At 76.3% G+C, this 25,962-nt stretch carries 21 protein-coding genes; 16 read left to right on the top strand and 5 right to left on the bottom strand.

Going from position 1 to position 25,962, the window contains the following annotated elements:
- The first annotated feature begins 158 nt into the window (after window positions 1-158).
- Entirely contained in the window at window positions 159-3,095 is a 2,937-nt protein-coding gene (locus tag CFLA_RS17100; protein WP_013118601.1) for an AfsR/SARP family transcriptional regulator, read from the top strand.
- Here the strand turns inward: CFLA_RS17100 and CFLA_RS20730 are convergent.
- Together CFLA_RS20730 and CFLA_RS17090 are read right to left on the bottom strand one after the other, a co-directional pair.
- Window positions 3,092-3,697: a helix-turn-helix transcriptional regulator gene (locus CFLA_RS20730; protein WP_013118600.1), complete on the bottom strand. Its 606-nt coding sequence runs from the start codon at window positions 3,695-3,697 to the stop codon at window positions 3,092-3,094. The genes CFLA_RS17100 and CFLA_RS20730 overlap by 4 nt on opposite strands.
- A 77-nt stretch (window positions 3,698-3,774) precedes the next feature.
- A complete protein-coding gene (locus CFLA_RS17090) occupies window positions 3,775-5,202 on the bottom strand; it encodes a LysM peptidoglycan-binding domain-containing protein (protein WP_148234407.1) in 1,428 nt (475 codons plus the stop codon).
- A 224-nt stretch (window positions 5,203-5,426) separates the two neighbouring features.
- On the opposite strand from CFLA_RS17090, the gene CFLA_RS17085 reads away from it, so the two are divergent.
- From CFLA_RS17085 to CFLA_RS17060, 6 genes are all read left to right on the top strand, one after another.
- A complete protein-coding gene (locus CFLA_RS17085) occupies window positions 5,427-5,723 on the top strand; it encodes a WXG100 family type VII secretion target (RefSeq protein WP_013118599.1) in 297 nt (98 codons plus the stop codon).
- Window positions 5,724-5,793: 70 nt separating this feature from the next.
- Window positions 5,794-10,227, top strand: coding sequence for an FtsK/SpoIIIE domain-containing protein (locus tag CFLA_RS17080; protein WP_013118598.1), 4,434 nt, complete (start codon window positions 5,794-5,796; stop codon window positions 10,225-10,227).
- On the top strand, window positions 10,227-10,511 hold the full coding sequence (locus CFLA_RS17075) for a hypothetical protein (protein ID WP_013118597.1): 285 nt from the start codon (window positions 10,227-10,229) through the stop codon (window positions 10,509-10,511). Before CFLA_RS17080 ends, CFLA_RS17075 begins: the two co-directional genes overlap by 1 nt.
- Window positions 10,508-11,884, top strand: coding sequence for an MCP four helix bundle domain-containing protein (locus CFLA_RS17070; RefSeq protein WP_013118596.1), 1,377 nt, complete (start codon window positions 10,508-10,510; stop codon window positions 11,882-11,884). The genes CFLA_RS17075 and CFLA_RS17070 overlap by 4 nt, the downstream gene beginning before the upstream one ends.
- Window positions 11,881-12,594, top strand: coding sequence for a hypothetical protein (locus tag CFLA_RS17065; RefSeq protein WP_013118595.1), 714 nt, complete (start codon window positions 11,881-11,883; stop codon window positions 12,592-12,594). Before CFLA_RS17070 ends, CFLA_RS17065 begins: the two co-directional genes overlap by 4 nt.
- Complete coding sequence (locus tag CFLA_RS17060) at window positions 12,591-13,253, top strand: hypothetical protein (protein WP_013118594.1); 663 nt, start codon at window positions 12,591-12,593, stop codon at window positions 13,251-13,253. Before CFLA_RS17065 ends, CFLA_RS17060 begins: the two co-directional genes overlap by 4 nt.
- 181 nt (window positions 13,254-13,434) lie before the next feature.
- Here the strand turns inward: CFLA_RS17060 and CFLA_RS17055 are convergent, their stop codons facing one another.
- The gene (locus tag CFLA_RS17055; RefSeq protein ID WP_052302752.1) at window positions 13,435-13,860 is read right to left on the bottom strand and encodes a MarR family winged helix-turn-helix transcriptional regulator; all 426 of its coding nucleotides are present in this window, start codon (window positions 13,858-13,860) and stop codon (window positions 13,435-13,437) included.
- 139 nt (window positions 13,861-13,999) lie between these two features.
- Here CFLA_RS17055 and CFLA_RS17050 point away from each other — a divergent pair, with 139 nt between their 5' ends.
- From CFLA_RS17050 to CFLA_RS19240, 7 genes are all read left to right on the top strand, one after another.
- Complete coding sequence (locus CFLA_RS17050) at window positions 14,000-15,091, top strand: alkene reductase (protein ID WP_013118592.1); 1,092 nt, start codon at window positions 14,000-14,002, stop codon at window positions 15,089-15,091.
- On the top strand, window positions 15,088-15,909 hold the full coding sequence (locus CFLA_RS17045) for an NAD(P)H-binding protein (RefSeq protein ID WP_013118591.1): 822 nt from the start codon (window positions 15,088-15,090) through the stop codon (window positions 15,907-15,909). Before CFLA_RS17050 ends, CFLA_RS17045 begins: the two co-directional genes overlap by 4 nt.
- Before the next feature lie 512 nt (window positions 15,910-16,421).
- Window positions 16,422-17,582: a pyruvate dehydrogenase (acetyl-transferring) E1 component subunit alpha gene (gene pdhA, locus CFLA_RS17040; protein ID WP_013118590.1), complete on the top strand. Its 1,161-nt coding sequence runs from the start codon at window positions 16,422-16,424 to the stop codon at window positions 17,580-17,582.
- On the top strand, window positions 17,579-18,652 hold the full coding sequence (locus CFLA_RS17035; protein WP_013118589.1) for an alpha-ketoacid dehydrogenase subunit beta: 1,074 nt from the start codon (window positions 17,579-17,581) through the stop codon (window positions 18,650-18,652). The genes pdhA and CFLA_RS17035 overlap by 4 nt, the downstream gene beginning before the upstream one ends.
- 25 nt (window positions 18,653-18,677) lie before the next feature.
- Window positions 18,678-20,117, top strand: a complete 1,440-nt coding sequence (locus tag CFLA_RS17030; RefSeq protein ID WP_013118588.1) for a dihydrolipoamide acetyltransferase family protein — start codon at window positions 18,678-18,680, stop codon at window positions 20,115-20,117.
- Window positions 20,118-20,401: 284 nt separating this feature from the next.
- Window positions 20,402-21,214, top strand: a complete 813-nt coding sequence (locus tag CFLA_RS17025) for a hypothetical protein (protein ID WP_013118587.1) — start codon at window positions 20,402-20,404, stop codon at window positions 21,212-21,214.
- A gap of 129 nt (window positions 21,215-21,343) precedes the next feature.
- Window positions 21,344-22,198, top strand: a complete 855-nt coding sequence (locus CFLA_RS19240) for a copper resistance CopC family protein (protein WP_013118586.1) — start codon at window positions 21,344-21,346, stop codon at window positions 22,196-22,198.
- A gap of 113 nt (window positions 22,199-22,311) precedes the next feature.
- Here the strand turns inward: CFLA_RS19240 and CFLA_RS17015 are convergent, their stop codons facing one another.
- Both CFLA_RS17015 and arsM read right to left on the bottom strand, forming a co-directional pair.
- Window positions 22,312-22,512: a hypothetical protein gene (locus CFLA_RS17015; RefSeq protein WP_013118585.1), complete on the bottom strand. Its 201-nt coding sequence runs from the start codon at window positions 22,510-22,512 to the stop codon at window positions 22,312-22,314.
- On the bottom strand, window positions 22,512-23,282 hold the full coding sequence (gene arsM, locus CFLA_RS17010) for an arsenite methyltransferase (protein WP_013118584.1): 771 nt from the start codon (window positions 23,280-23,282) through the stop codon (window positions 22,512-22,514). The genes CFLA_RS17015 and arsM overlap by 1 nt, the downstream gene beginning before the upstream one ends.
- Before the next feature lie 103 nt (window positions 23,283-23,385).
- On the opposite strand from arsM, the gene CFLA_RS17005 reads away from it, so the two are divergent.
- Together CFLA_RS17005 and CFLA_RS17000 are read left to right on the top strand one after the other, a co-directional pair.
- Complete coding sequence (locus CFLA_RS17005; RefSeq protein WP_013118583.1) at window positions 23,386-23,775, top strand: ArsR/SmtB family transcription factor; 390 nt, start codon at window positions 23,386-23,388, stop codon at window positions 23,773-23,775.
- Between the two features lie 55 nt (window positions 23,776-23,830).
- Window positions 23,831-25,882 (top strand): bifunctional copper resistance protein CopD/cytochrome c oxidase assembly protein, encoded by a 2,052-nt coding sequence (locus CFLA_RS17000; RefSeq protein WP_013118582.1) that lies wholly within the window; start codon window positions 23,831-23,833, stop codon window positions 25,880-25,882.
- Window positions 25,883-25,962: the final 80 nt, after the last annotated feature.

Genomic DNA, 25,962 nt, shown 5'->3' with positions numbered 1-25,962 from the left:
GCGCCACCGTCCACGCCTGCCCCCGGGGACGCGGGAGCCGCCCCTGACTGGTCACGTCAGTACCAGTCAGAGAGTCAGGGGTCGCATTGACGCCCGTGCGAGGGGCCGGTAGAACACACACGTCCCGCTGGTCCCACCCGTCGCGCTCGAGGAGCCACGTGCCACGTACCTCAGCGCCGCCGCGGCTCCGGCTCCTCGGTACCCCGTCCGCGCTGGTCGCCGACGGTGAGGTGGACCTGGGCGCGCCCAAGCAGCGCGCCGTCCTCGTCGCCCTCGCGCTGCGCGCCGGGCAGGCGGTCGGGCACGACACCCTCGTCGACGGGACGTGGGGCGAGGGCGCGCCCGCCAGCGCGCGGGGCAGCCTCCACACCTACGTCTCGGGGCTGCGCCGCGTGCTCGGCCCCGACGTGCTGCGCAGCACGCCCACCGGATACCTGCTCGACGTCCCGGCCGCCGCGGTCGACGCGCTCGTCGTCGAGCAGCACGCCCGCCGGGCGCGCGAGGCCCACGAGGCGTCCGACCTGCACGCCGCGCTGAGCGCGCTCGACGCGGCGCTCGACCTGTGGCCGTCGGGCGACGTGCTCCTCGGGGTCCCGGGCCCGTTCGCGGCCGACCAGCGCACGCGACTGGCCGGGCTGCGCGTGCGGATGCTCGTCGAGCGCACCGAGGTGGCCGTCGCCGCGGGCGCGGACCCGGCGTCCCTCGCCGACGCGGCCGACAGGCTCGCCGCCGAGGTCGCCGGGCACCCGTACGACGAGCGCCTGCGGTGCGCGCTCATGGCCGCGCTGCACGGCTCCGGGCGCACCGCCGCGGCCCTCGCGCAGTACGACGACCTGCGTCGGGCCCTGCGCGGCGAGCTCGGCATCGACCCGGGCGCGGCGACGCGTGCGCTGCACGCGCGGATCCTCGCCGACCCCCGCGAGCGCCCCGCCGCACGGCCCGCGCCCGCGCACCCGGCGGCGTCCACCTGGCCCCCCGGGTCGCTGTCGCTCGGCGCGCCGCGCACGGCGCCCGACGGCCCGGCCCCGATCCCGCCCCCACGTCCCCGCCCCGCCCCGCCCCCGCGACCGGCGGTCGACGCGCACGTGCTCCCCGCCCAGCTGCCGCCCGACCTGACCGCGTTCGTGGGCCGCGCGCGCGAGCTCGTCGAGGTGCTGCGGGCGGCGGGCCCGGACGGGCCGCGGGTCGTGACGGTCGTGGGTGTCGGCGGCGTCGGCAAGACGACGCTCGCGGTGCGGGCCGGCCACATGCTGCGCGACCGGTTCGCCGACGGGCAGCTCTACGTGAACCTGCGCGGCTTCGACCCCCGGCACCCGCCCGTGGACCCGACCGCGGCGCTGCGGCAGCTGCTCGCGGGCCTCGGTGTGCTGTCGGCACCGCAGCAGCACGACGAGGTCGTCGCGCTGTGGCGCAGCATGGTGGCGGACCGCCGCCTGCTCGTCGTCCTCGACAACGCCGCGTCGACCGAGCAGGTCGAGGACCTGCTGCCCGGGTCGGCGTCGTGCTTCGTGGTCGTGACGAGCCGCGAGCGCCTCGGCGGGCTCGCGGTGCGGCACGGCGCGCGCAGCGTGCGGCTCGCGCGCTTCGGGCCGGCGGAGGCCCGTGAGCTGCTGGAGGGTGCGCTCGGCGCCGACCTCGTCGCGCGCGAGACGCACGCCGCGGGCCGGCTGGTCGAGCTGTGCGACGCGCTGCCGTTCGCGCTGCGCATCGCGGCCGAGCAGGTCCACACCGGGCGCGGGTCGACGATCGGGGCGATGGTCACGCGGCTGGAGGACTCGCGGCACCGTCTCGACGCGCTCGACCTGGACGACGGCCCGTCGGCGTCGGTGCGGGGCGTGCTGGCGACGTCGACCGCCGCACTGGACCCCGAGCAGCTGCGCACGCTGTGCCTGCTCGCGGCCCTGCCGTGCCAGAGCACGACAGTGCGGGCGACCGCCGCGCTCGTCGACGTCGAGCCCGAGCGCGCGGTGCGCCTGCTGACCGACCTGTGCGAGCACCACCTGCTCGAGGTCGCCGACGGCCGGTACGTCATGCACGACCTGACGCGTGCGCACGCCGCCGAGATCGCCGGCCGGATCCCGGACGACGAGCGCGCCGCGGCCCGCCGCCGCCTGCTCACCTGGTACGTGTGCGTGCTGGCCGCGAACACCCACCACCGGCTCCTGCAGTTCGAGCCGCCGACGCCGCGGCACGAGGTGCCGGCGCTGCCCGACGGTGCGGCGCTGCTGCGCTGGACCCTCGCCGAGCTCGCCAACCTCACGGCGCTGCTCCACGAGGGGCACGCGCACGGCGACCACGAGCTCGTGTGGCAGGCGGTCGTGCTGATGTTCGAGACGTACTACGCGGCCGCGGGCTCCACGGAGTGGCTGGCCGTGCTGCGGGTCGCGGCGCGCTCGGCGCGTGCGCTGGGCGACACGCGCGCGCTCGCGGTGCTGCTGAACCACGAGAGCGTCGCGTGCTCGCGCCTCGGCCGCAACGACGCGGCCGTCGCGCGCCTGCGCGAGGCGCTCGACCTGCTCGACGGCGACCGCTGGTGGTACCGCGTGAGCGTCGTCAGCAACCTCGCCTCGACGCTGCGCGAGGCCAAGGAGTACGACGCGGCGCTCGCGGCCGCGCACGACGGGCACGCGCTCGCGGTCGAGCTGGGCGACGGCTACTACCAGGTCGCGTCGGGCGACGTGCTGTGCGAGCTGTACGCCGAGCTCGGCGACTGGCGGGCGGCGGCGCTGCACGGGGAGCGCGCGCTGGCGGTCGCGCAGGCCGAGGGGCACCAGGTGCTGGAGGCGAACCTGCTGGTCAACCTGGGTGTCGCGGCCGCCGGGCTGGGGCAGCACGACGCCGCGCAGGACCGGTTCTCCCAGGCGCTCGCCCTGTGCGCGCAGCTCGGCGACCGGTACCACGAGGGGCTCGCGCTGTTCGGGCTGGCGCGCCTGCGCGCGGCACGCGACGGCCCGGCGGGCGAGGCGGCGGCGCGGCGGGACGCGCAGGCCGCGATGGACCGCTTCCGGCAGCTCGGTGCCGAGGAGGCGGGCTCGGTGGCGATCTTCCTCGCCGGGCTGTCGGTCGGCGTCGACGACGTGCTGCGCCACGGCTAGCCGGCGAGCGCCGGACCCACCGCCTGCGCACCCGTCGGCGCGACGCCGTGCACGGACGAGCGCACGGACGGACGCTGCGCGCTGCGGGCCGACTGCCACGCGAGCACGGCCTCGACGCGGCCGTCGACGCCGAGCTTGCCGAAGATCCGGTTGACGTGGTTCTTGACGGTCTTCACGGTGACCCCGAGCTCGGCCGCGATCTCGGTGTTGCGCATGCCCCGCGCGACGCACGCCATCACCTGGCTCTCGCGCGGCGAGAGGTCCGCGACCGCGTCGTGGCCGCGGTGCGGGGCCGGGGGTGCGTCGTCGCGTGCCACGGTCGACAGCGTCAGGCGGTAGCGCGCGCTCGGGGTGACGTCCCGGCGCGGCGCGGTGCGGCGTGCCGCCGACCCCCCGACGAGGTGCTGCAGGGCGTCGCCGACGGCCGTCGGGGCGGGGCGCGGACCGGGGCCCGGCAGGACGGTCACCTCGAAGGTCGGCGGTGCGTCGGCGAGGACCACGTCGAGCCCGCGGCTCGCGAAGACCCCGCGGATCCGCGCCTCGATCTCGGGGCTGGAGATCGCGATCCGCATCCGGTAGCCGGCCGTCGGTGTGGTCGTCATGCGACGACCCTGCCGGGCCGCGCTCCAGAGCGGCTCCAGCGCCGCTCCAGACGGGCTCCAGCACGCCGGCCACGCGCCTAGACCAGCTCGAGACGGCGCGGACCGGCCTGCACGTACGCGTCCGCGTCGAGCGGCCCGCCGGTGGTGACGCCGTCGGCGTCCAGCACGAGCCGCCACCGCGCCCAGTCGCGGCCCCCGGGGCCGACGACGACCACGGTCCACGCGGGGTCGTCGGCGAGGGCGGCGAGCAGAGCGCCGTCGCGCGAGCGCGTGCTGCCGACCACGAGCACGCCGCCGCCCGCCGCACCGACCGCCGGCCCGGCCTCGTCGAGGCGCGCGTACGGCGAGCCGCCGAGACCCACCGCGACGACCGGCACGTGCCGGGACCACGGGCTGGTGGTGAGCTCGTGCACCCAGCGCTCGGCCAGCGCCGTGGCCTGCGCGGCGTCACCGTCCAGCGCGACGCCCGGGCCGGCCTGTGCGAGGTCCACCAGGACGCGCCCGTGCGCGTCGTCGCCGAGCGTCACCAGGCGGTCGAACGGCGCGACGACGTGCTCGGCGAGCGCCATGTCCTGCAGGGGGCGCATGGGGGCGACCCACGTGCGGGCCTCGTCGACGGCGGTCCAGCCGGCCGGCGGGGCCGCGTCGGGTGTGCTCAGGCGCAGCCGGACCTCGTGGTCCGAGAGCACGAGCGCGTGCACGCCCGGCACGTCGCGCCCTGCGGCGGCGCAGGCCTGCGCGAGCGCGCGCGTCGTGCGGTCGATGGTCCACGCGCCGGGGTCCTCGCGACGCACGACGGGTGCGGGCGGCGCGGCGGTCTCCGCGCGGCGGCGACGCACGGCGACGACCACACCGCCCACGACGAGCACGAGCGCGGCCGTCACGGCGGTGGCGCCCACGACGACGGTGAGGCCCTGCGTGACGTCCACCCCGCTCGTGGGTGTCGGCGCGTCCTGCCCGGCGGTGCCGCCGACCGCGGTGTCGTCGCCCGCGGTGTCGTCGCGGGTGCCCTCGTCGCGGTTGTCCTCGTCCGCGGCGTCGCGGCCCCCGGCGTCGTCGGCCGGGCCCTCCGCGGCGGCGCTGGGCGTCGGCGTCGCGCGGACGGCCCGCGGCGGCAGCGTGGGCAGCGGGCCGGTCTGCACGCCGTCGCCCTGCGCGTCGGGCGGCAGCAGCAGCACCCAGCCGGGGCGGATGACGTTCGGGTCGCTGACGACCATCCCGCCCGGCTGCTCGCGGCCCTCGTTGAGCTCGAAGATCTCCAGCGCGCGGTCACCCGTGCCGAGCAGCCGCTCCGCGATCGAGAAGAGGAACTCGGGCTGCCCCTCCCACGCGTCCTGCACGACGTAGAACTTCGTGTCCGCCGCCTGCTCGTCGACCGGTGCCGCCGCGGCGGCACCCGCGCCCACGGCCGGCAGCACCGCGAGCCCCACGCCCCACACGGCCGCCGCGAGCACGGCCCGTCCGCGCGCGGTCCGGCCCCGGCCGCGCCACCCCCGCTGTCCCATGACGCATCCCTCCGTCGCCGCCGACCGCACGCGACGCGTGCCGCGCGGGCCTCCCCCCGATCGTCGGTGCAGCGCCGTGACGTGGACAAACACGACGTGGGCCCGCGGACCCAGCCCGTCGGGCGGGTGGTGGACCGGGGTCCGGGCACGTTCCTAGCGTCGACGTCGCTGGCACCCGCGCCGTCGCCCGACCGGGCGCCCGGCTCGACCCGAAGGGACCACCGATGCCGAACCTCAACATCACCTACGCCGAGATGACGGAGAGCGCGGGCCGACTGCGCTCCAACAAGACCGAGATCGACGCGCGCCTCGAGGACAGCAAGCGCCTCGTGAACGCGCTCGTCGCCTCCGGGTTCGTCACGGACCAGGCCTCGGGGCGCTTCGACGAGGTCAACACGCAGTTCGTCACCGCGGCCAACGAGCTCATGACGAACCTCGAGACGCTCTCGACGTGGCTCGACAACGCGGTCACGGCGCTGCAGGACGTCGACTCGCAGATGGCCAGCTCGCTGCGCAGCTGACCCGCCGACCCGCCCGCGCCGCCGACCGGTGGCGCGGGCGCCCTCGTCCCACCCCGCAGGAAGAGCCTCGATGCGCCTCATGATCACGCTGGCCCGGCCGGGTGCCTGGGTGGCGGACGTCGTCGTCGACGCCGACCCGCTGACGTGCGTCCGGGACGTGGTGAAGAACGCGGTCGACGGCCTGGACCCCTCGCGCCACCCCTGCGACGGGCTCGACCTGACGACCCTGTACGTGGGGCGCACCGTCGTGGACGCCGCGGCACCGCTGAGCACGAGCGGCGTCCGCGACGGCACCGTCGTGTGGCTCGGCGGGCCGGACCCGACGACGGGGCAGGCGCCCGCGCTCGTCACGCTGCGCGTCGTCGCCGGGCCCGACGCGGGGCTCGTGTGGCACCTGGGGTCCGGGTCGCACGAGCTGGGGGTCGACGCCACGGGGGCCGTCGTCCTCGACCTCGCGCCCGTCGTGCTGGTGACGCTGCGGGTGACGCTCGACGCGCGCGTGCACGTCACGCCCTGGGACCCCGCACCGCCCGACGCGGCGCCGTGGGACCTCGAGCGCGACGGGCTCGCGGGCGCGCACGCGCTGCTCGACGGCGCCCCGCTGCCCGCCGAGGGCACGGCGTGGCACGGGTCGGCGGTGCTGCACGTCGGCGCGCGGCTGCTCGAGGTGCACCCCGCGGCGGTGCCCGACGCCGTCGTCGAGCCGTCGCCGGACGGCGAGCACCTCGACTACAACCGGCCGCCGCGCCTGCTGCCGCCGCAGCGCCGCACCGACTTCCAGCTGCCGCCCGAGCCGCGCGCCCAGCCGCCGGCGGTGCTGCCGTGGCTGACCGCGCTGCTGCCGGCCGTGGGCGCCACGGTCATCGCGCTCGTCATGCGCAACCCGATGTACCTGCTGTTCGCGGCGATGTCGCCGATCATGGTGCTGGGCAACTGGCTGTCCAACCGGCGCGGCGGACGCATCGGGCACCGGCGCCGCCTCGCCGAGCACCAGGCCGAGCTGGCGCGCGTCGAGCAGGAGGTGCTCGACGCGCTGACGACCGAGCGTGCCGACCGGCGCTCCGCGAGCCCCGACGCGGCCGAGCTGCTGCTCGTCGCGACGCAGCCGCGCGCCCGCCTGTGGGAGCGCCGGCGCACCGACCCCGACCACCTGCTCGTGCGGGTCGGCACGGCCGACCTGCCCAGCACGCTCGTCGTGACCGAGGGCGAGGGGCACACGCGCCGCCAGGAGCCGCGCACGTCCACCGACGTCCCCGCGGCGCTGTCGATCGCGCAGGCCGGCGTCGTCGGCATCGCCGGGCCCGACGACTGGCCGCGGCGCCTGGCGCGCTGGGTGGTCGCGCAGCTCGCGGTGCTGCAGAGCCCGCGCGACGTGCAGGTGTACGTGCTCACCGACCTCGAGGGGGAGCGCTGGTGGGGGTGGGCGACGTGGCTGCCGCACGTGCGCCCCCTGCTGGGCCAGCAGTCGATCGCGCTCGTCGGGTCCGACGCCGAGACCCTCGCGCGGCGCGTGGCCGAGCTGCTCGACCTCGTGCAGGGCCGGCAGCGGGCGCGGCTGGCGGCCGGTGCGCGCACCGTGCTGCCGGACCCCGACGTGGTCGTCGTGCTCGACGGCGCGCTGCGGCTGCGCGCGCTGCCGGGGGTCGTGACGATCCTGCAGGAGGGGCCCGCGGTGGGCGTGCACTGCGTGTGCGTCGACGCCGACGAGCGCACGCTGCCCGAGGAGTGCACGGCCGTCGTCGTCGGGGGTGCGGGCCGGCGGGCGACGCTGCGGCAGAACCGTGCCGCGCAGGTCGACGGCATCCGTGTCGACGAGGTCGGCGACGAGTGGTTCACGGCCGTGGGCCGCAGCCTCGCGCCGCTGCGCGACACCTCCACGACCGTCGGGGAGGCCGCGCTGCCGTCCACGGCGCGGCTCCTCGACGTCCTCGACCTCACCGAGCCCGGCCCGGCGGCGGTCGCGGCCCGGTGGGCCGGCGGGGGCAGCACGACACGTGCGGTCGTGGGGGTGTCCCTCGACGGGCCGTTCTCGCTCGACCTCGCCGAGCACGGGCCGCACGGCCTGGTCGCCGGGACCACGGGCTCGGGCAAGTCCGAGCTGCTGCAGACGGTCGTGGCGTCGCTCGCGGTGGCGAACCGCCCCGACGCCATGAACTTCGTGCTCGTCGACTACAAGGGCGGCGCCGCCTTCAAGGACTGCGTGGACCTGCCGCACACCGTCGGCATGGTCACGGATCTCGACCCGCACCTCGTCCAACGTGCGCTGACGTCGCTGGGCGCCGAGCTCGCGCACCGCGAGCGGGTCCTGGCGGCGGCGGGCGTCAAGGACCTCGACGACTACCTCACGCTGCGGGCGCGCCGCGGCGGGCTCGACCCGCTGCCGCGCCTGCTCATCGTCATCGACGAGTTCGCGTCCGTCGCGCGCGAGCTCCCGGACTTCGTCAGCGGCCTGGTGAGCATCGCGCAGCGCGGCCGCTCCCTCGGCATCCACCTGCTGCTCGCGACCCAGCGGCCCTCGGGCGTGGTCTCGGCGGAGATCCGCGCCAACACCAACCTGCGGATCGCGCTGCGCGTGACCGACGCGGGCGACAGCACCGACGTCATCGACTCGCGCGAGGCCGCGGGCATCGCGCCGAACCAGCCGGGCCGCGCGTTCGCGCGCCTCGGCCACAGCGCCCTCATCCCGTTCCAGGCCGCCCGCGTCGGCGGCCGGCGCGCGCTGCGCCGCGCGGAGGTGCCCGCACCGTTCCTGCGGCCTGTGACGTGGGCGGACCTGGGACGCCCGGTCCCCGAGCGGCCGCGCGCCGAGCAGGCCGAGGGCGAGGCGACGGACCTGTCGGTGCTGGTCCGCGCGATCGGGCTGGCCGCCGACATGCTCGGGGTCCCGCCGCAGCGTCGCCCGTGGCTCCCGGCGCTCGCCACGCGGCACGTCGCACCGCTCGCGGACGACCCGGCGGACCCGGCCGCGGGCGACCCGACGTTCGTGTGGGCGCGCCGCGACCTGCCGCAGCGGCAGCGGCAGGACGACGTCGTGGTCGACCTCGCGACCTTCGGGCACCTGCACGTCGCGGGCGCCCCCCGCTCGGGGCGCTCGCAGACCCTGCGGACCATCGCGGCGGCCGCGTGCGCCGCGGCGAGCGTCGCCGACCTGCACGTCTACGGCATCGACTGCGGCAACGGCGCCCTGCTGGCCCTCACCCGCCTGCCGCACTGCGGCGCGGTCGTGCAGCGCACCGAGACCGAGCGGGCGACGCGCCTGCTCACGCGCCTGCACGACGAGGTCCAGCGGCGCCAGCGCGTCCTCGGTGAGGGTGGCTACGCCACCATCACCGAGCAGCGCGCCGCGGCCGCGCCCGGGGCCCGGCTCGCGCACGTCCTGCTGCTCGTCGACCGGTGGGAGGGCTTCACCACGACGCTCGGCGAGCACGACGGCGGCGCGCTCACCGAGGTCGTCCACACGCTGCTGCGCGAGGGCGCCAGCGCCGGCGTGCACCTCGTCGTCGCGGGGGACCACACGCTGCTGGGCGGGCGCATCGCGTCGCTGTGCGAGGACAAGCTCGTGCTGCGGCTCGCGGACCGCACCGACGCGACCCTCGCGGGGCTCAACGCCCGGTCGTTCCCGGAGAACCTGCCGCCGGGACGCGGCCTGCGCGTCCCCGGCGCGGTCGAGACGCAGGTCGCGCTCCTCGCCGACGACCCGTCCGGTCCCGCGCAGGTCGCCGCGCTGCACGCGCTCGCCGACCGGCTCGTCGCCCGCGAGGCGCACGTGCCGCGCGCGGCCCGCCCGCCGCGCATCGCGGCCATGCCCGCGCGGCTGACGTTCGAGGACGCGTGGCCGCTCGTCGAACCGCGTCCGCTGTGGGCGCTGCTGGGCGTCGGCGGGGACGAGCTCGAGCCCGTCGGCGCCGACCTCGCGCACGACGCCCCGACGTTCCTCGTCGCCGGCCCCGGCCGCTCGGGGCGCAGCACGCTGCTCGCGGTGATGGCGGAGTCGCTGCTGCGCGCGGGCGTCGAGCTGGTCGTCGGTGCGCCGCAGCGCTCACCGCTGCGCGACCTCGCCGGGCGCCCCGGTGTGCGGGCGGTCCTGCTCGACGAGGCCCCCGACGAGGCGCTGCTCGCGCCGCTCGTCGACGACGGCGACGGGCCCGTCGTGCTGCTCGACGACGACGCCGAGGTGTGGCGCGACGCGCCCGCGCGCGAGTGGCTGCGGCGCCTCGTGCGGCGCGCGCAGCACGACCGCCGCGGCGTCGTGCTCGGCGGTGACGTCGCGAGCGTCGGCTCCGGCTTCACCGGGTGGCAGGCCGACGTCAAGAAGAACCGGCGCGGCGCGCTGCTCTCGCCGCAGAACCTCGCCGACGGCGACCTCGCGGGTGCGCGCCTGACCCGGTCGCAGCTGCCCGCGCGCGTCGTGCCCGGCACCGCGCTCGTCCACCTCGGCGACGGCACGTACGTCACGACCCAGGTGCCCACGGCACCGCTCGCACCACGGAAGGAGCTGGTCTGATGGCCGACCTCGTCGTCCGCGCCGACCTCGCGGACCTCGCCCGGGAGCTCGACACCCTCATCGGGGAGTTCAAGGGCGCGCTGGACCTGGAGCACGACACGGGCAAGGTGTGGGGCCAGGCCAACGCCAACTCGTCCATGAACGACTTCGCCGACAACTGGACCGCGCACCGCGACGAGCTCGTCATCGACATGGAGAAGCTCCGCGACGCCGTGCGCAAGGTCGACGAGAACTGGCTCGAGGTCGACACCAGCCTCGCCGCGGACCTCGGGAGCCCCTCGTGAGCGGGTGGTTCGCGCAGCACAGCGACTGGCTCGTCGTCGGGTTCACGGACGACCCCCTCGAGGGGGCGAACCTCGACCGCGTCGAGGAGGCCAGGCGCCGGTACACGGGCGTCGCGCAGACCATCGAGAGCGCCGTGGCACGCCTCGAGAAGCTCACCGCCAGCGAGGACCAGCTGCGCGGGGAGTACGCCGACGCGCTGCGCGAGGGCGCCGAGAAGGTCCACGAGCAGCTCGCCAAGGCGGCGGTCCGCTACGCGGACGTCGCGCGCGAGGTGGCGGTCTACCAGCCCGAGCTGACCGACGCGCGCGCCGAGACGAACGCCGGCCTCGCCGAGGGCCAGGCCGCCGCCGACGCCCTGCGGGCCGCCCAGGCGCTGCCCGACGGCGAGCCGGACGACGAGGGCGTGCTCGACGACGCCGCGCTCGCGGCCGACGCGGACAAGGCCAACCGGGTCGGGACGGCGGAGCAGGCCCTCGCGGCCGCGAAGAAGCGCGTGCGGACCGCGTTCGACGGCCTGCAGGTCGCGGGCAGGCGCCTGGGCGACGCGGTCACCGCGCGCAACTACGACGACGGCCTCACCGACTCGGGGTGGGACAAGGCGCTCGCGGTGCTCAAGCGCATCAGCAAGGTCCTCGCGATCATCGGCATGGTCCTGGCCGTGCTGTGCTTCATCTTCCCGGGGGTCGCGGTGCTGGTCGCGCTGAGCGTGGTCGTCGCGGTGTCCGCGCTCGTCGTGGGGTCGATCCTGTACGCCAAGGGCGAGGAGGGCCTGCCGGACCTGATCTTCGCCGTGCTCGGCGTCGCGCTGCTCGGCGTCGGGACGATCGCGACGATCGTGGGCCGCAACATCGGGCACGCCGCCCGCGCGGCCCGCACCGGCATCGGCGACACACTCGGCGGCATCGCGATGAACTCCTTCGGGCCCGGTGGGCGCATCGTGCCGCGCATCGGCCAGACCGCGCACGGGTGGAAGAGCCAGTCCGACTGGTTCGACCCGCTGACGAAGTGGTTCTTCCGTGGTGGGGCGGGCAAGTCGTCGCCGTGGGTGCCCGAGGTGGGGTTCTGGCGGTCGTCGTGGGAGCAGATGAAGTCCGCGGGCGGCATGTGGGGCAACCTCTTCAAGGGCAACTTCTCGACCTTCGGCAAGGACTGGGCCGGGGTCGTCGGCGGCTGGAGCGGGTTCCGCAGCGTCGCCGGACTGCAGCAGATCACCGGGCAGAGGACCAACCCGCTGTGGTGGGTGTGGGGCGTCGGCAACTCGGTCTTCACCATCGGCACCGGGCTGATCTGGACCGGCGGTCGCACCGAGTGGCGTGACTGGCGTGACCAGTGGATCCCGGACTACGGCGCGCTGGGCGGTGACGACGAGTGATCGACGCGCTCGTCCTGCCCGAGGTCGCGTGGCGCTGGGAGTGGGTGCCGACACCGGACACCCCCGCGGCCGACGCCGAGGCCTGGCTGCTGCGGACCGCCGACCTGCTCGGCGGGTGGGCGGACCTGCCGCCCGCGCTGCTCGAGGAGCTGCCGCCGCAGGAGCGCGCGCTGGCCACCGGTGAGACGGTCGGCCGGTCCGCCGCGCTGTGGCTGCTGGCGCGCGCGGCGCGCTGCCCGGCCGGCACGGGCCTCGCGTGGGGCGCGGGCCACCTGACGCCGGACCGCCCGCGCTGGGGGCCGGTGCCGGTGCTCGTCGACTTCCGCGTGCCGGTCGCGCAGGACGCGTCGTACCTCATGGCGGAGGTCGGCGCAGCCGGCGACGAGGACGACGCGCGTCCGCCCGTCGTCGACTACGTGACGACCGACGGGGGCGACGGCGTGCGCGTCATGGCGCTCGTGCGCGGTGCGGCCGGAGCCGTGACGTGCCGCGTCGACGCCGCGATGCGCGTCGACGTGCCCGCGTACGGCGACGTGCCGGTGACGAGCGTCGACGTGGTGCTGTCGACGCGCACCGACGACCTGACGGCCGCCGCCGTGCTCGGCGGGGGCGTCGAGGAGCTCATGCACCGCATCGCCGCCGAGCTGCTGCCCGGCACGGACGGGGTGCCGCGGCTCGTGCTGGCCGGCACCGGGGAGGGGACCGCGTGATCGACGTCGAGGTGCTGCTGCCGCAGGGCTGGCTGCGCGTGCCGACCGCACCGGGGACGCAGCGCCTGCGCGCGCGCGTCGTCGAGGAGGTCGTGCAGCGGTACGTGCCGGACTCGCTGCCGCGGGACAAGGCCGGGCCGTGGCGCCGCGAGCTGCGCCGCTCGCTGACGGAGGCCGTCGAGCAGGCCGCGGACAACGGCGCGCACTCGGTGCTGCTGCCGCTGACCGAGTACGGGGGCCTGCGGCTGCCCGGCTCGCTGCTGCTCACGGTGCTCGAGGACGACCCGACCGTGCCCGCCCAGGACCTGCTGGACGACGTGCTGCTGGACGCCGGCGAGGACGGCGAGGCCGTCGAGCTCGGCGGCGGGCGGGGCGCGCGGGTCGAGGAGGTCGTCGACGCCCGGCCGGTGGGGCGCTCGCAGCCGTCGGTGCGGGTCGTGTACTACGCGGCGCACCCGCAGGAGCCGGGCGTGTGGGGCCTGCTGACGTACACGGTGCTCACGGACGGCGACCCGATGGCGCCGGTCGTGCGGGCGGTGGTCGCGATGTTCGACGCGGTCGTGGGGACGCTGCAGTGGGTCGAGCACGACGGCGGCCCGTCGGAGCAGGAGGTGCTCGCACAGCTGGAGGCGCTCGCGCCCGCCCCGGTCAGAGGCTGACCGGGCCGGCCGAGCGTGGCCGGGGTGCGAGGGCGTGCCACCGCAGGGTGGGGCCGGACGTGGGCGTTCCGCGTGCGGGACCTGCCGCCCTGCGGCACGCTGCGAGCCGGTGCAGGGGTCCGACAACCGCACCGGGTGAGGGTGGCGGCTCCGCCACCGTGGTTCCGCGGCGACGTGCCGGTCAGACGCCCATCGCCTTCCGCAGCAGCGTGGCGAGCCGTTCGCCCTCGGCGGCGGTCAGGTGGGCCGCGGCGATCCTCGGGAACGCGAACGTCCCCTCGAACGCACCGTAGAGGGCGTCGCCGCTCGGCGTGCGCACGATGCGGCGGGACCGGCGGTCCTCCGGGTCGGGCTCACGGCGGACGAGGTCGCGGGCCTCGAGCCGGGTGACGATCTGCGTGATGTTGGAGGCGTCGCAGCGCAGCTCCTCCGCGAGCTCACCCATGGTCGGCCGGGTCTCGACGCGTCCCAGCACGCAGGCGTGCGCGGTGCTGAGGCCGTGCTCGCTCGCCGCGGCGTCCCATGCCTGGTTGTAGGCGTCGACGAACGCGAGCATCACCTGCTCGAGGTCGTTCGACGCGCGCGGGGGGACCGAAGGCACAGCCACCTGGTGAAGGTACGGCATGTGCTTGAGGCGATCAAGGGCTCAAAATGCTTGATTCGGTCAAGGAGGAGTGCCAGGGTTTCTCTTGAGTCACTCAAGCAATTCGCGCCTCGGCGCGCGAGCACCTCGACGAGGAGAAACCGTGAGCACCCTGTTCGACCCCGTGACCGTCGGCGCCCTGCGGCTGCCGTCACGCCTGGTGATGGCCCCGATGACGCGCAACCGCGCGACCCCCGAGGGCGTCGTCACCCCCGCGACCGCGGAGTACTACGCGCAGCGGGCAGGTGCGGGCCTGATCGTCTCCGAGAGCATCCAGCCGAGCGTGCAGGGGCAGGGCTACGTCCTGACCCCGGGCCTGCACAGCGCCGAGCAGGTCGCCGCCTGGCGCACCGTCACCACCGCGGTGCACGACAGGGGCGGGCGCATCGTCGCGCAGCTGACGCACTGCGGCCGGATCGGGCACCCGTCCCTCTACCCGGACGGTGGGCTGCCCGTCGCGCCGTCGGCCGTGGCGTCCGGCGAGCAACTGATCGGCCTCGACGGCCCGGTGGACCACCCGGTGCCGCGCGAGCTGACCACGGCGGAGGTCGCCGACGTCGTCGAGGAGCTCGCGCAGGCGGCGCGCAACGCCGTCGAGGCCGGCTTCGACGGCGTCGAGGTCCACGGCGGCAACGGCTTCCTGGTGCACCAGTTCCTCGCGGACAACACCAACCTGCGCAGCGACGCGTACGGCGGGTCCGTCGAGAACCGCACCCGCTTCGCGGTCGAGGTCGTCCGCGCCGTGTCCGACGCCGTCGGTGCCGACCGCGTCGGCATCCGGATCTCGCCCGGCAGCCCCTACAACGGCATCGTCGAGGCCGACCCGGTCCCCGTGTACACCGCGCTGCTCGAGGAGCTCGCGGTCCTCGGCATCGCCTACCTGCACGTCGTCGAGATGGGCACGCGCGACCTGACCGAGCGGCTGCGGGCCGTCTGGCCGGGCACGCTCGTCCTCAACCCGCACGGCACGGCGGCCGACTTCCCCGCCACTCCCGACGCCGCGCACGCGGCCCTGGCGTCCGGCGTCGCGGACGCGGTGTCGCTCGGGGTGCTGTGGCTCGCCAACCCCGACCTCGACGAGCGCCTGCGGGCAGGCGGCCCGCTCAACGTGCCGGACCCGGCGACCTTCTACGGCGGGGACCACGTCGGGTACACCGACTACCCGACGCTCGAGCACGCCGGGCGGCACGCATGAGCCGCACCGTGCTCGTCACCGGGGCCCGCGGCAAGACCGGCCGCGAGGTGGTGTCCCAGCTCGTCGGTCGCGGTGGCGCCGAGGTCCGCGGCGGGTCCTCGCGGCCCCCGCAGGCGCCGACCACCGTCCGCTTCGACTGGCACGACCCGTCGACGTGGCCGGCGGCGGTCGACGGCGTCGACGCGATCTACCTGGCGCGCCCGGACGTCCAGGACGCCCCGGGTCTGGTCGAGCGGCTCGTCGCCGCGGCGCCGGACGCCCACGTCGTGCTCCTCTCCGAGCAGGGGGCGGAGCGGGTCGCACCCGACGGCTGGGTGCGGCAGGTCGAGGACGCCGTCACCGGCAACGCGCGCCGGTGGACGATCCTGCGCCCGTCGTGGTTCCAGCAGGTGCTGACCGACCCGCGCTACTTCCTCGAGGCGATCCGTCAGGGGCGGACCATCAGCCTGCCCACCGACGGTGCGCCGATCGCCTGGGTCGACACCCGCGACATCGCGGCCGTCGCCGTGCAGGCGATCGCCGACCCGGCGTCGCACCACGGCCTCGCGCACACGATCACCGGCCCGCAGGCCGTCACCACCTCCCGGATCGCGGCCGAGATCTCCGCCGCGACCGGCATCGAGGTGACCGCCCACGTCCCGGCGCTGTCCCAGGCGCTGCCGGACGACCCGTGGCTCGCCGGCGTCCTCGAGGAGATGTTCGGCCGGGTGCACGACGGCACGTTCGCGGACGTCACCGACACCGTCGAGCGCGTGACGGGGCGCACCCCGCGCACGATCGAGGCGTTCGTCGCCGAGCACGCGGCTCTCTGGCGCTGACGTCGCCACGCGCACTGCGCCCGTCGCCGCCGCCCGCCGAGGCAGCCGTGCCTCGGCGGGCGTGGGTGTGAAGCGTTCGAGTCGCCTGGTGTCGTGAACGCTTCACGCCCGCGGGTGTCGTGCCGCGACGGGTGTGGGTGTGAAGCGTTGGAGACGGCCGGTGTCCTGAACGCTTCACGCCCGCGGGTGGGCCTGGTGCCGCGCCTCGACGGGTGTGGGTGTGAAGCGTTGGGGACGGCTGGTGTCCTGAGTGCTTCACGCCCGCGGGTGCCGCGCCTCGACGGGTGTGGGTGTGAAGCGTTCGAGTCGGCCGGTGTCGTGAGTGCTTCGCACCGTGGGTGCCGGCGGCGGGCGCGTTGCCCGTGCGTGACGCGCCGGGGTGCGGCACTCTGCGAAGCGGTGTGGGGATCCGACAACCGCACCGGGTGAGGGTTGTCGGTGTCTCCTCGTCAACCTACGGATGCGTAGCCTACGCTGACGTAGGTTCGCATACCGACGCGAAGGAGAACCGCGTGAGCTCGACCGCCTCCGCGGCCACCGGCCCGCTCACCGACGAGGACCTCGTCCAGCTGCTCACCCCGGCAGGCGAGCGCGTCGCGCACCCCGAGTACGACGCGTGGGCCGCCGACCTCGACGCCGACCGGCTGCGCGCGATGTACCGCGACATGGTGCTGACCAGGCGTTTCGACCTCGAGGCGACGTCGCTGCAGCGGCAGGGCGAGCTCGGCCTGTGGGCGCAGTCGCTCGGCCAGGAGGGCGCCGCCGTCGGCTCGGGCCACGCGCTCGCACCGCAGGACCACGTGTTCCCGTCGTACCGCGAGCACGGCGTCGCGTTCGTCCGCGGCCTGGAGATGACGGACCTGCTGCGGCTGTTCCGGGGCGTGGACCACGGCGGCTGGGACCCCGCGGCCCACAACTTCCACCTGTTCACGCTGGTCATCGGCTCGCACACGCTGCACGCCACCGGCTACGCGATGGGCGTGCAGCGCGACGGCCTCGTCGGCACGGGCGACCCGGCGCGCGACACCGCGGTCGTCGCGTACTTCGGCGACGGCGCCACCGCGCAGGGCGACGTCAACGAGGCGCTCGTCTTCGCCTCGGTCAACCAGGCGCCCGTCGTGCTGTTCTGCCAGAACAACCAGTTCGCGATCTCCGAGCCGACGACGCGCCAGGCGCGCGTGCCGCTCGCGAACCGCGCGCCGGGGTTCGGCATCCCGTCCGTGCGCGTCGACGGCAACGACGTGCTCGCCACGTACGCCGTGACCCGCCAGGCGCTCGACCGCGCGCGCAGCGGCGGCGGCCCGACGTTCGTCGAGGCGTTCACCTACCGCATGGGCGCGCACACCACGTCGGACGACCCCACCCGCTACCGCACGGCGGAGCAGGAGGAGCACTGGCGCCGCCGCGACCCGATCGACCGGCTGCGCACGTACCTCGAGCGCACCGACGAGCTGCCCGAGGTGTTCCAGGCGCAGCTCGCCGCCGAGGCCGACGCGTTCGGCGAGCACGTCCGCACCACCGTGCGCGGCATGGGCCGCCCCGCCCCGAGCACGATGTTCGACCACGTCTACGCCACGCCGCACGCCGTCGTCGACGCCGAGCGGGCCTGGTTCACGCAGTACGAGCAGTCCTTCGTCGACGACGGCCGCGAGACGGCAGGAGGCCACCGATGACCGTCACCACCGACCGCGCCACCGCGCGCACCGACGTCCCGCCGGCGCCCGAGCCGGCCCCGTTCCCGACGGGCACGCAGCGCCTGCCGCTCGCGAAGGCCGTCAACCTCGGCCTGCGCCGCGCCCTGCGCAACGACGAGCGCGTGCTGCTCATGGGCGAGGACATCGGCCGCCTCGGCGGCGTGTTCCGCGTCACCGACGGGCTGTTCGCCGAGTTCGGCGAGGACCGCGTCGTCGACACCCCGCTCGCCGAGTCCGGCATCGTCGGCACCGCGATCGGCCTCGCGCTGCGCGGCTACCGGCCCGTCTGCGAGATCCAGTTCGACGGGTTCGTGTTCCCCGCGTTCGACCAGATCACCACGCAGCTCGCCAAGATGCACTACCGCTCGCAGGGCCGCCTGCGCCTGCCCGTCGTCATCCGCATCCCCTACGGCGGCGGCATCGGCGCGATCGAGCACCACAGCGAGTCGCCCGAGGCGCTGTTCGCGCACACGCCCGGCCTGCGCGTCGTCTCGCCGTCCACGGCCGCCGACGGCTTCACGATGATCCAGCAGGCGATCGCGTCGCCGGACCCCGTGATCTTCCTCGAGCCCAAGGGCCGCTACTGGGAGAAGGGCGACGTCGACCTCGACGCGCCCCTGCCCGCCCCGCACGGCGCCCCCGCCGACCTCGACCACGCGCGCGTCGTGCGCCCCGGCACCGACGTCACCGTCGTCGCCTACGGCCCCACGGTCGCCACCGCGCTCAAGGCCGCCGAGGCCGCGGCCGCGGAGGGCACGAGCCTGGAGGTCATCGACCTGCGCACGATCTCGCCGATCGACACCGCGACCGTCGCCGCGTCGGTGGCGCGCACCGGCCGCTGCGTCGTCGTCCACGAGGCGCCCGTGCTGTACGGCACCGGCGCCGAGGTCGCGGCGCGCGTCACCGAGGAGTGCTTCTTCCACCTGCAGGCGCCCGTGCTGCGCGTCGGGGGCTTCCACACGCCGTACCCGGTCTCCAAGGTCGAGCACGAGTACCTGCCCGGTCTCGACCGGCTGCTCGACGCCGTCGACCGCGCCCTCGCGTTCTGACCCCCGCACCACCGGAGAGCCACGCGTGCCCACGTACCAGCAGTTCCCCCTGCCCGACGCCGGCGAGGGCCTGACCGAGGCCGAGATCGTCACCTGGCTCGTCGCCGTCGGCGACCGCGTCGAGGTCAACCAGACGATCGTCGAGATCGAGACGGCCAAGTCGCTCGTCGAGCTGCCGTGCCCGTGGACGGGCGTCGTGTCGCGCCTGCTCGTCGAGCCCGGCACGACCGTCGAGGTCGGGACGCCGATCATCGAGGTCGACACCGACCCGGACGGCCCGGCGCCCGCGGCGGGTGCCGAGGGCGCGGGACAGCCCGGTGTGCGGGCGCGGCACCCGCACGAGAGCCGTGCGTCGAGCGAGCCGGGCGGTGCCGACGAGGTCGGTGCGGCGCGCGACGAGCTGCACGCGGCGTCGGGGGAGCCTGCCGGGTCCGGGGCGGTGCTCGTCGGGTACGGCGTGGCCGAGGGCGGTGCCGCGCGGCGGCGGCGCGTGGAGCCGGCTGCGGACGGTGCTGCGCCGGCACCGGCGCCGGCGCCGCTGCCCCCGTCGTCCCGCACGACGCACGCGCTCGCCAAGCCGCCCGTCCGCAAGCTCGCACGCGACCTGGGCGTCGACCTCGACGCCGTCACCCCGACGGGCCCCGGGGGGATCGTCACGCGCGAGGACGTGCTGGCGCACTCGGTGCGCGCGGAGGGCCGCGAGCTCGCGACGTACCCGGGCGACGACCGTCCGTGGGCCGCCGGCGGAGTGGTCAGCCCCGACGGCCGCCAGACGCGTGTGCCCGTGAAGTCCGTGCGCAAGCGCACCGCCGAGGCGATGGTGTCGAGCGCGTTCAGCGCACCGCACGTCACGGTGTTCCACACGGTCGACGTCACGCGGACCATGAAGCTCGTCGAGCGGCTGCGCGGCGACCGGGAGTTCACGGACGTGCGCGTGACGCCGCTGCTGATCGCCGCCAAGGCGCTGCTGCTCGCGGTCGACCGGCACCCGGAGATCAACGCGTCCTGGGACGAGGACGCGCGGGAGATCGTCTACAAGCACTACGTGAACCTCGGGATCGCGGCGGCGACCCCGCGCGGGCTCGTCGTGCCGAACATCAAGGACGCGCACCGGCTCGACCTGCTGGGCCTCGCCCGCGGGCTCGGTGAGCTCACGGCCACCGCCCGGGCGGGCCGCACGTCGCCCGCCGACATGTCGGACGGCACGATCACGATCACCAACGTCGGGGTCTTCGGCATCGACACCGGCACGCCCATCCTCAACCCGGGCGAGGCCGCCATCCTCGCCTTCGGGGCCATCCGGCTGCAGCCGTGGGTGCACAAGGGCAAGGTCAGGCCGCGGCACGTCACGCAGCTCGCCCTGAGCTTCGACCACCGGCTCGTCGACGGCGAGCTCGGCAGCCGCGTGCTGGCCGACGTCGCCGCGGTCCTCGCCGACCCGGCCCAGGCCCTCGTCTGGGGCTGACCCCCACCTCCGCCCCCCCCCGCCTTCTCGGTTGGTGAGACGGGGCGCGCGCGAGACCGGGCGGGGATCGCTCCTGCGGTGCGATGACCGACGCGAGCCCGGTGTCGCGGGGTGGGTGTCCCGGTAGGTGGGACGCGAGTCGCGCGCGGACGGCTGCTGAACCGTTTCGGTGCCTGGACCGGTGTCCGTGTGCGGGCGATGTTCGGCGGGTGCCGCCCGATGCGTCCTCACCGCAGCGGCCCGCGACGACGGCCCCTCGGGCGGCGTCGCCGGGCGGCTGGGGCGTGCCCGGTGACACGCGGCGGCGCCCCGAGGTGCTCGCCCGGGGTTCCGGGCTGACCGCCGCGGTGCTAGCGGGCGCACTCGTCGGGCACTGCCTCGCCGGCGGGCACGTGCCCGGACCGGCGGTCCTCGCGGCGATCGCGGCGCTGCTGCTGGTGGTCGGCGTGCTCGGCGCGCGCAGCGCGGGTGGTGGGCGTCGCGCGAGGACCCGTCCGCGCGTCGTCACCGTGCTCGCGTCCGCGGGGCTGGCCGTCGCGCTGCACCCCGTGCTGGCGATGCTCGCGACGGCACCGGCGGCCGCGCTCGTCGACCCCCACGCGTCGCACGGCGCCCCCGCGGGACCCGCCGCTCCCGCGGCGACGGAGGCGGTCGACCTCTCCGCCTACGTGGCGGCCGGGATCGACCTCGACGCCGTGCGTGCCGCCGGCACGGACCTCGACGCGCTCGTCGCGGCGGGCCTCGACCCCCCGACGCTCGCCGCCGCGGGCCTCGACCCGGCCGACCCCCACGCCCCCCACACGGTGGCCGCGCTCGTCGCCGCCGCGGACCGTGCGGCCGCCGCGGCGAGCGACGGCCCGGCCGGGTCCGGGTCGACGCCGGGCACCTCGACGGGCGCCCGACCCGCCGCCGACGCCGCCGCGACCGGGGCGGGCCTGACGGTCGCCGGCCTCCGCCTCCCCGAGGTCGGTCGGCAGGCCGCGACCGGTGTCACCCTGCTGGTCACCGTGCTGCTCGCGGGCGGCGCGCTCGCACTACCCGCGGACGGCCGGCGGCGGCTCGGCGCGTCCACGCCGAGCGGTCCGCGCGCCGCATGAGGCCGGCCGTCCCCGTCCGGCCCCCGGACGTCCGGGCCGCCCCGTGGACGGACGTCCGACCCGGTTGGCCCGAGCGGGTGCGGACGTGATAGGATCGGGCCGGTCCGTCCCCGAGGAGAGGTGGTCGTCGTGCCGTCCGTCGTCCCGTCCGTCGGTCCGCGCGCTGCGCGCCGCGTCGGCGCACTCGCTGCGCTCGTCCTGCTGCTGGCGGTGCTGGGTGCCTCGCCCGCGTCGGCGCACAACACGCTGCGGTCCAGCGACCCCGCCGACGGTGCGACCGTGGCCACGGTGCCGCCGCAGGTGACGCTGACGTTCGACCAGGAGGCGCTCGACCTGGGCACGCAGGTCGTCGTGACCGGCCCCGACGGCGTCGTCGTGAGCGACGGCCCGGTGCAGCTCGTCGACACGTCGGTGGTGCAGCCGCTCGTCGCGACGCTCCCGGCGGGTGCGTACACGGTCGAGTGGCGGGTGACGTCCGCCGACGGGCACCCGCTGTCGGGGGCCCTGACGTTCACCGCGAGCGAGGCGGCGGGCGCCGTCGCGGCGCCGGCCCCGGACGTGCCTGCCGAGGACCCCGCCGCCGGGCCGACCGAGGCTGCGACGACCGCCGCCGGGCCGTCGCCGGACGCGACGGCGACCGCCGACGCGCCCGTCGTGGACGGCGACGACCTCGGGGGTGCGGCGGACGACGTCGTGACGACCGCCGGGCCGGCCATCTCCCAGGAGGGCGTGTCGCCGGGGGTGTGGATCGCCGTCGCGATGGGCACGCTCGCCGCGGTCGGTGGCGGGGTCGCGGCGATGGTCGCCACGCAGCGCCGGGCGGACGCGGCCGACCGTGCGGGCGGTGACCGTACGGCCGCCGCCGCCGGCTCGGCTCCCGGCGGCACGGCCGCCGACGGTCCCGGGGTCGCGGGCTCGTCCGGCGACGGCGCCGACGGCCACCCGGCCGGTGGTGCGGACGGCGGGACCTCGACGAGCGACTGACGGGCGCGTCGTCGTGACGCACGCCGGGCGCCGGGCGCCGGGTCGCGCCCGCGCCGGCCGGCGACGACGTCCGCCGAGGGCCGCACCGCGCGGTGCGGCCCTCGGCGTCCACGTCAGGCGGGGCAGCAGACGGGCGCCGCGGGGCGCGCGAGGACGCCCAGCCACGCCCGGAACGCCGCGGCCATCTCGGCGGACCGCCGGCGTGCCCGCACGACGCAGCCGGCGCACGCCCGCGCCGCGCGGCGCAGCTCGGCCTCGCGTGCGAGCTCGCGCTCGCGCTGGTGGTGCAGGGCCAGGTGCATCTCGGGGTGCATCACACCTCCTGCGGCCTGCGGGCCCGCACGATCGCGCCGTGCATGCCGTCGGCGACCTGGTGCGTGAACTCGACCTCGGCGTCGACGAACCCGGCCGCGACGAGGCCCTCGAGGTACTCGGTGCGTGACAGGGCGCCGGCGATGCACCCGACGTACGAGCCGCGCTCGGCGCGCTGCTCGGGGGCGAGGTGGTCCTCGGCGACCACGTCGGAGATGCCGAACCGTCCGCCGGGGGCCAGGACGCGGAACGCCTCTGCGAGCACGGCGGGCTTGTCGGGGGAGAGGTTGACGACGCAGTTGGAGATGACGACGTCGACGGACGCGTCGTCGAGCGGCAGCTCCTCGATCGTGCCCTTGCGGAACTCGACGTTGGTGGCGCCGGCCCGGGCGGCGTTGGCGCGAGCGAGGTCGAGCATCTCGTCGGTCATGTCGACGCCGTAGGCGAACCCGGTCGGCCCGACCCGGCGTGCGGACAGCAGCACGTCGATGCCACCGCCGGACCCCAGGTCGAGGACGCGCTCGCCCTCGCGGAGCTCGGCGACCATCAGCGGGTTGCCGCAGCCCAGGGACGCGGCCAGCGCCTCGGCCGGCACCGCGGCGGCGTCGTCCGCGTCGTACAGGGCCGCGCCGAAGCGCTCGTCGACGACGATCGCGTCGCTCGGGCCGCACCTGCCCACGTCGTCGCCGCCGCAGCAGCCGGCGTCCCCGGTGCCCTGCAGCGCGGCCAGTGCGTACCGCTGGCGGACCTGCTCCCGGATGTCCTCGACCATGACTCCTCCTCGTATCGATGCCTGTCGATACGGAGGACTCTGGAGCAAGAGATCGACACCTGTCAATAGCGACATCTGTCGATCCGTGGGGCATCATGGCCGGATGCCGTCCGACCTGCTGCCCGTCACCGCGACCCGCCCGGCGACCGCGCCGGCGCCCGGGTGCTGCGCGCCGGCCGTCGAGACCGCGATGGCGAGCGACGACGCCGAGCGCACCGCCCGCACCCTCAAGGCCCTGGCCGACCCCGCACGGCTGCGCCTGCTGTCGATCATCGCCGCGCACGACGGCGGCCAGGCCTGCGTCTGCGACCTCGTGGAGCCGGTCGGCCTGTCCCAGCCGACCGTGTCGCACCACCTCAAGGTCCTCACCGAGGCCGGCTTCGTCACGCGCGAGAAGCGCGGCGTGTGGGCGTACTACACGCTCGTGCCCGCCGCGGTGCAGCAGCTCGCGGCGCACCTCGGCACGCACCTGCTCCCGGCTCGCGACGCCTGAGGCGCCCGTGCCGCCCGCCGGCCGGGCCACCCGGCGCGACGCCTAGGCTGTCGGCGTGGACGAGTCCGTGACCCTGGTGCGCCGTGGTGCGCTCGGCGTGCTCGCCGCGGCCGGCGTCGTGGCGGTGCTCGTGGGCGTCGCCTTCACGGGAGCGACCGCCGCCGTCGCCGTCGGTGACCCCGGCGCCCTCGTGCGCTGGGGGCTGCCCGCCGTCGAGACGCTCACCGAGCTCGCGGCCGCGCTCACCCTCGGTGCCCTGCTGCTCGCGGTCGCGGTGCTCCCGCGGCGCGGGCCCGGCCCGGCCGCGCCGACCGCCACCCCCGCCCGCAGCGCCTCCGACCGCACCGCCGCCGACGGCTCGGCCTGGCCCCGCAGCCTCGTGCTCGCCGGCGTCGCCGCCGGCGCGTGGACCGTGCTGTCGGTCGTCCACCTCGTCCTGGCGTACGCGTCGGTCGCGGGCGCGTCGCCCGCCGCCCCCGGCTTCGGCGACGAGCTCGCGGTGTTCGTCACGCAGATCGACCTCGGGCGCACGCTGCTGTCCGTGACCACGGTGGCCGCCGTGGTCACCGCCCTCGCGCTCGTCGTCGCGACGCCCACCGGCGCCGGCTGGACGGCCGCGCTCGCGCTGGTCGCGCTGTGGCAGCTCGGGCAGACGGGCCACGCCGCCGGTGCGGCGAGCCACGAGCTGGCGACGTCCGCGATGGTCCTGCACCTGGTGAGCGCCGCGGTGTGGATCGGCGCGCTCGCGGCGCTCGCGCTGCTCGAGCGGCGCCTGGGCACCGACGTCGTCCCGGCGGTCGCGCGGTACTCCGTGGTGGCCGGCTGGTGCGTCGCGGGCGTCGCGGTCTCCGGGGTCGTCAACAGCGTCCTGCGGCTCGGCGGCCTCGAGGGCCTGTCGACGCGGTACGGCCTGCTGCTCGTCGTGAAGGTCCTGCTGTTCGGCGCGCTCGCGCTCCTGGGCCTGGCCCACCGCCGCGTGACGATCCCGCGCCTGGGCGGCGCGCGCGGCGGGCTGCTGTTCTGGCGCGTCGTGCTCGTCGAGCTCGCGGTCATGGGCGCCGTCTCCGGCGTGGCCGTCGCGCTCGGCTCGTCCCCGCCGCCCGTCCCGGACGTCGCCGTGACCGACACGTCGCCCGCCTACGTCCTGACGGGCCACGCGCTGCCGCCCGAGCCGACGGCGCTGCGCTGGCTCACCGAGTGGCGCTGGGACGTGCTCATGGCGTGCGCCGCGGCCGCCGGGATCGTCGTCTACCTGCGCTGGGTGCGGCGCCTGCACCGCCGCGGTGACGCGTGGCCCTGGCCGCGCACCGTGTCGTGGGTGCTGGGCATGCTGCTGTTCGCGTGGACGACGTCCGGCGGCCCGTCCGTCTACGGCCACGTCCTGTTCAGCGCGCACATGATCCAGCACATGGTGCTCGTCATGGTCGTGCCGCTGTTCGTCGCGACCTCGGCGCCGGTCACGCTCCTGCTGCGCGCGGTGCCGGCCCGCGCCGCCACGCTCCCGGGTGACACGTCGCGCGGTCCGCGCGAGTGGGTGCTCACGCTCGTGCACAGCCACGTCGGGCGGTTCGTGGCGCACCCCGTGGTCGCCGCGGTGAACTTCGCCGGGTCGATGGTGCTCTTCTACTACTCGGGGATGTTCGAGTGGTCCCTGCGCTCGCAGGTGGGCCACCTGTTCATGGTCGTGCACTTCACGCTCGCCGGGTACCTGTTCGTCAACGCGCTCGCGGGCGTCGACCCGGGTCCGTCGCGCCCGCCGTACCCGATGCGGCTGCTGCTGCTGTTCGCGACCATGGCGTTCCACGCGTTCTTCGGCGTCGCGCTCGTCGGCGGGGAGGGCCTGCTGGTGGCGGACTGGTTCGGCCTCACGGGCCGGCCGTGGGGGCCGTCGGCGATCCGCGACCAGCAGCTCGGCGGCTCGATCGCGTGGGGCATCGGGGAGATCCCGACGCTCGCGCTGGCGATCGTCGTGGCCGTGCAGTGGACGCGCGACGACGAGCGCACGGCACGTCGTCGCGACCGCCGCGCCGATCGCGACGGCGACGCCGAGATGGCGGAGTACAACGCCATGCTCGGCCGGCTGGCCGAGCGTGACGCCCCGCGCTGACGACGCCCGCGCGAGCGGAGAGTTCACCCACCCGTCGCCCCGTCGACACCGCACGCCCGCGTGCCCGGTTCGTCGGGTTG

The organism is Cellulomonas flavigena DSM 20109 (assembly GCF_000092865.1).
In the GTDB taxonomy this organism is placed as follows: Bacteria; Actinomycetota; Actinomycetes; order Actinomycetales; family Cellulomonadaceae; genus Cellulomonas; species Cellulomonas flavigena.
Note: the sequence above shows the minus strand (reverse complement) of the source record. Positions and strands in the feature narration are given on the sequence as shown.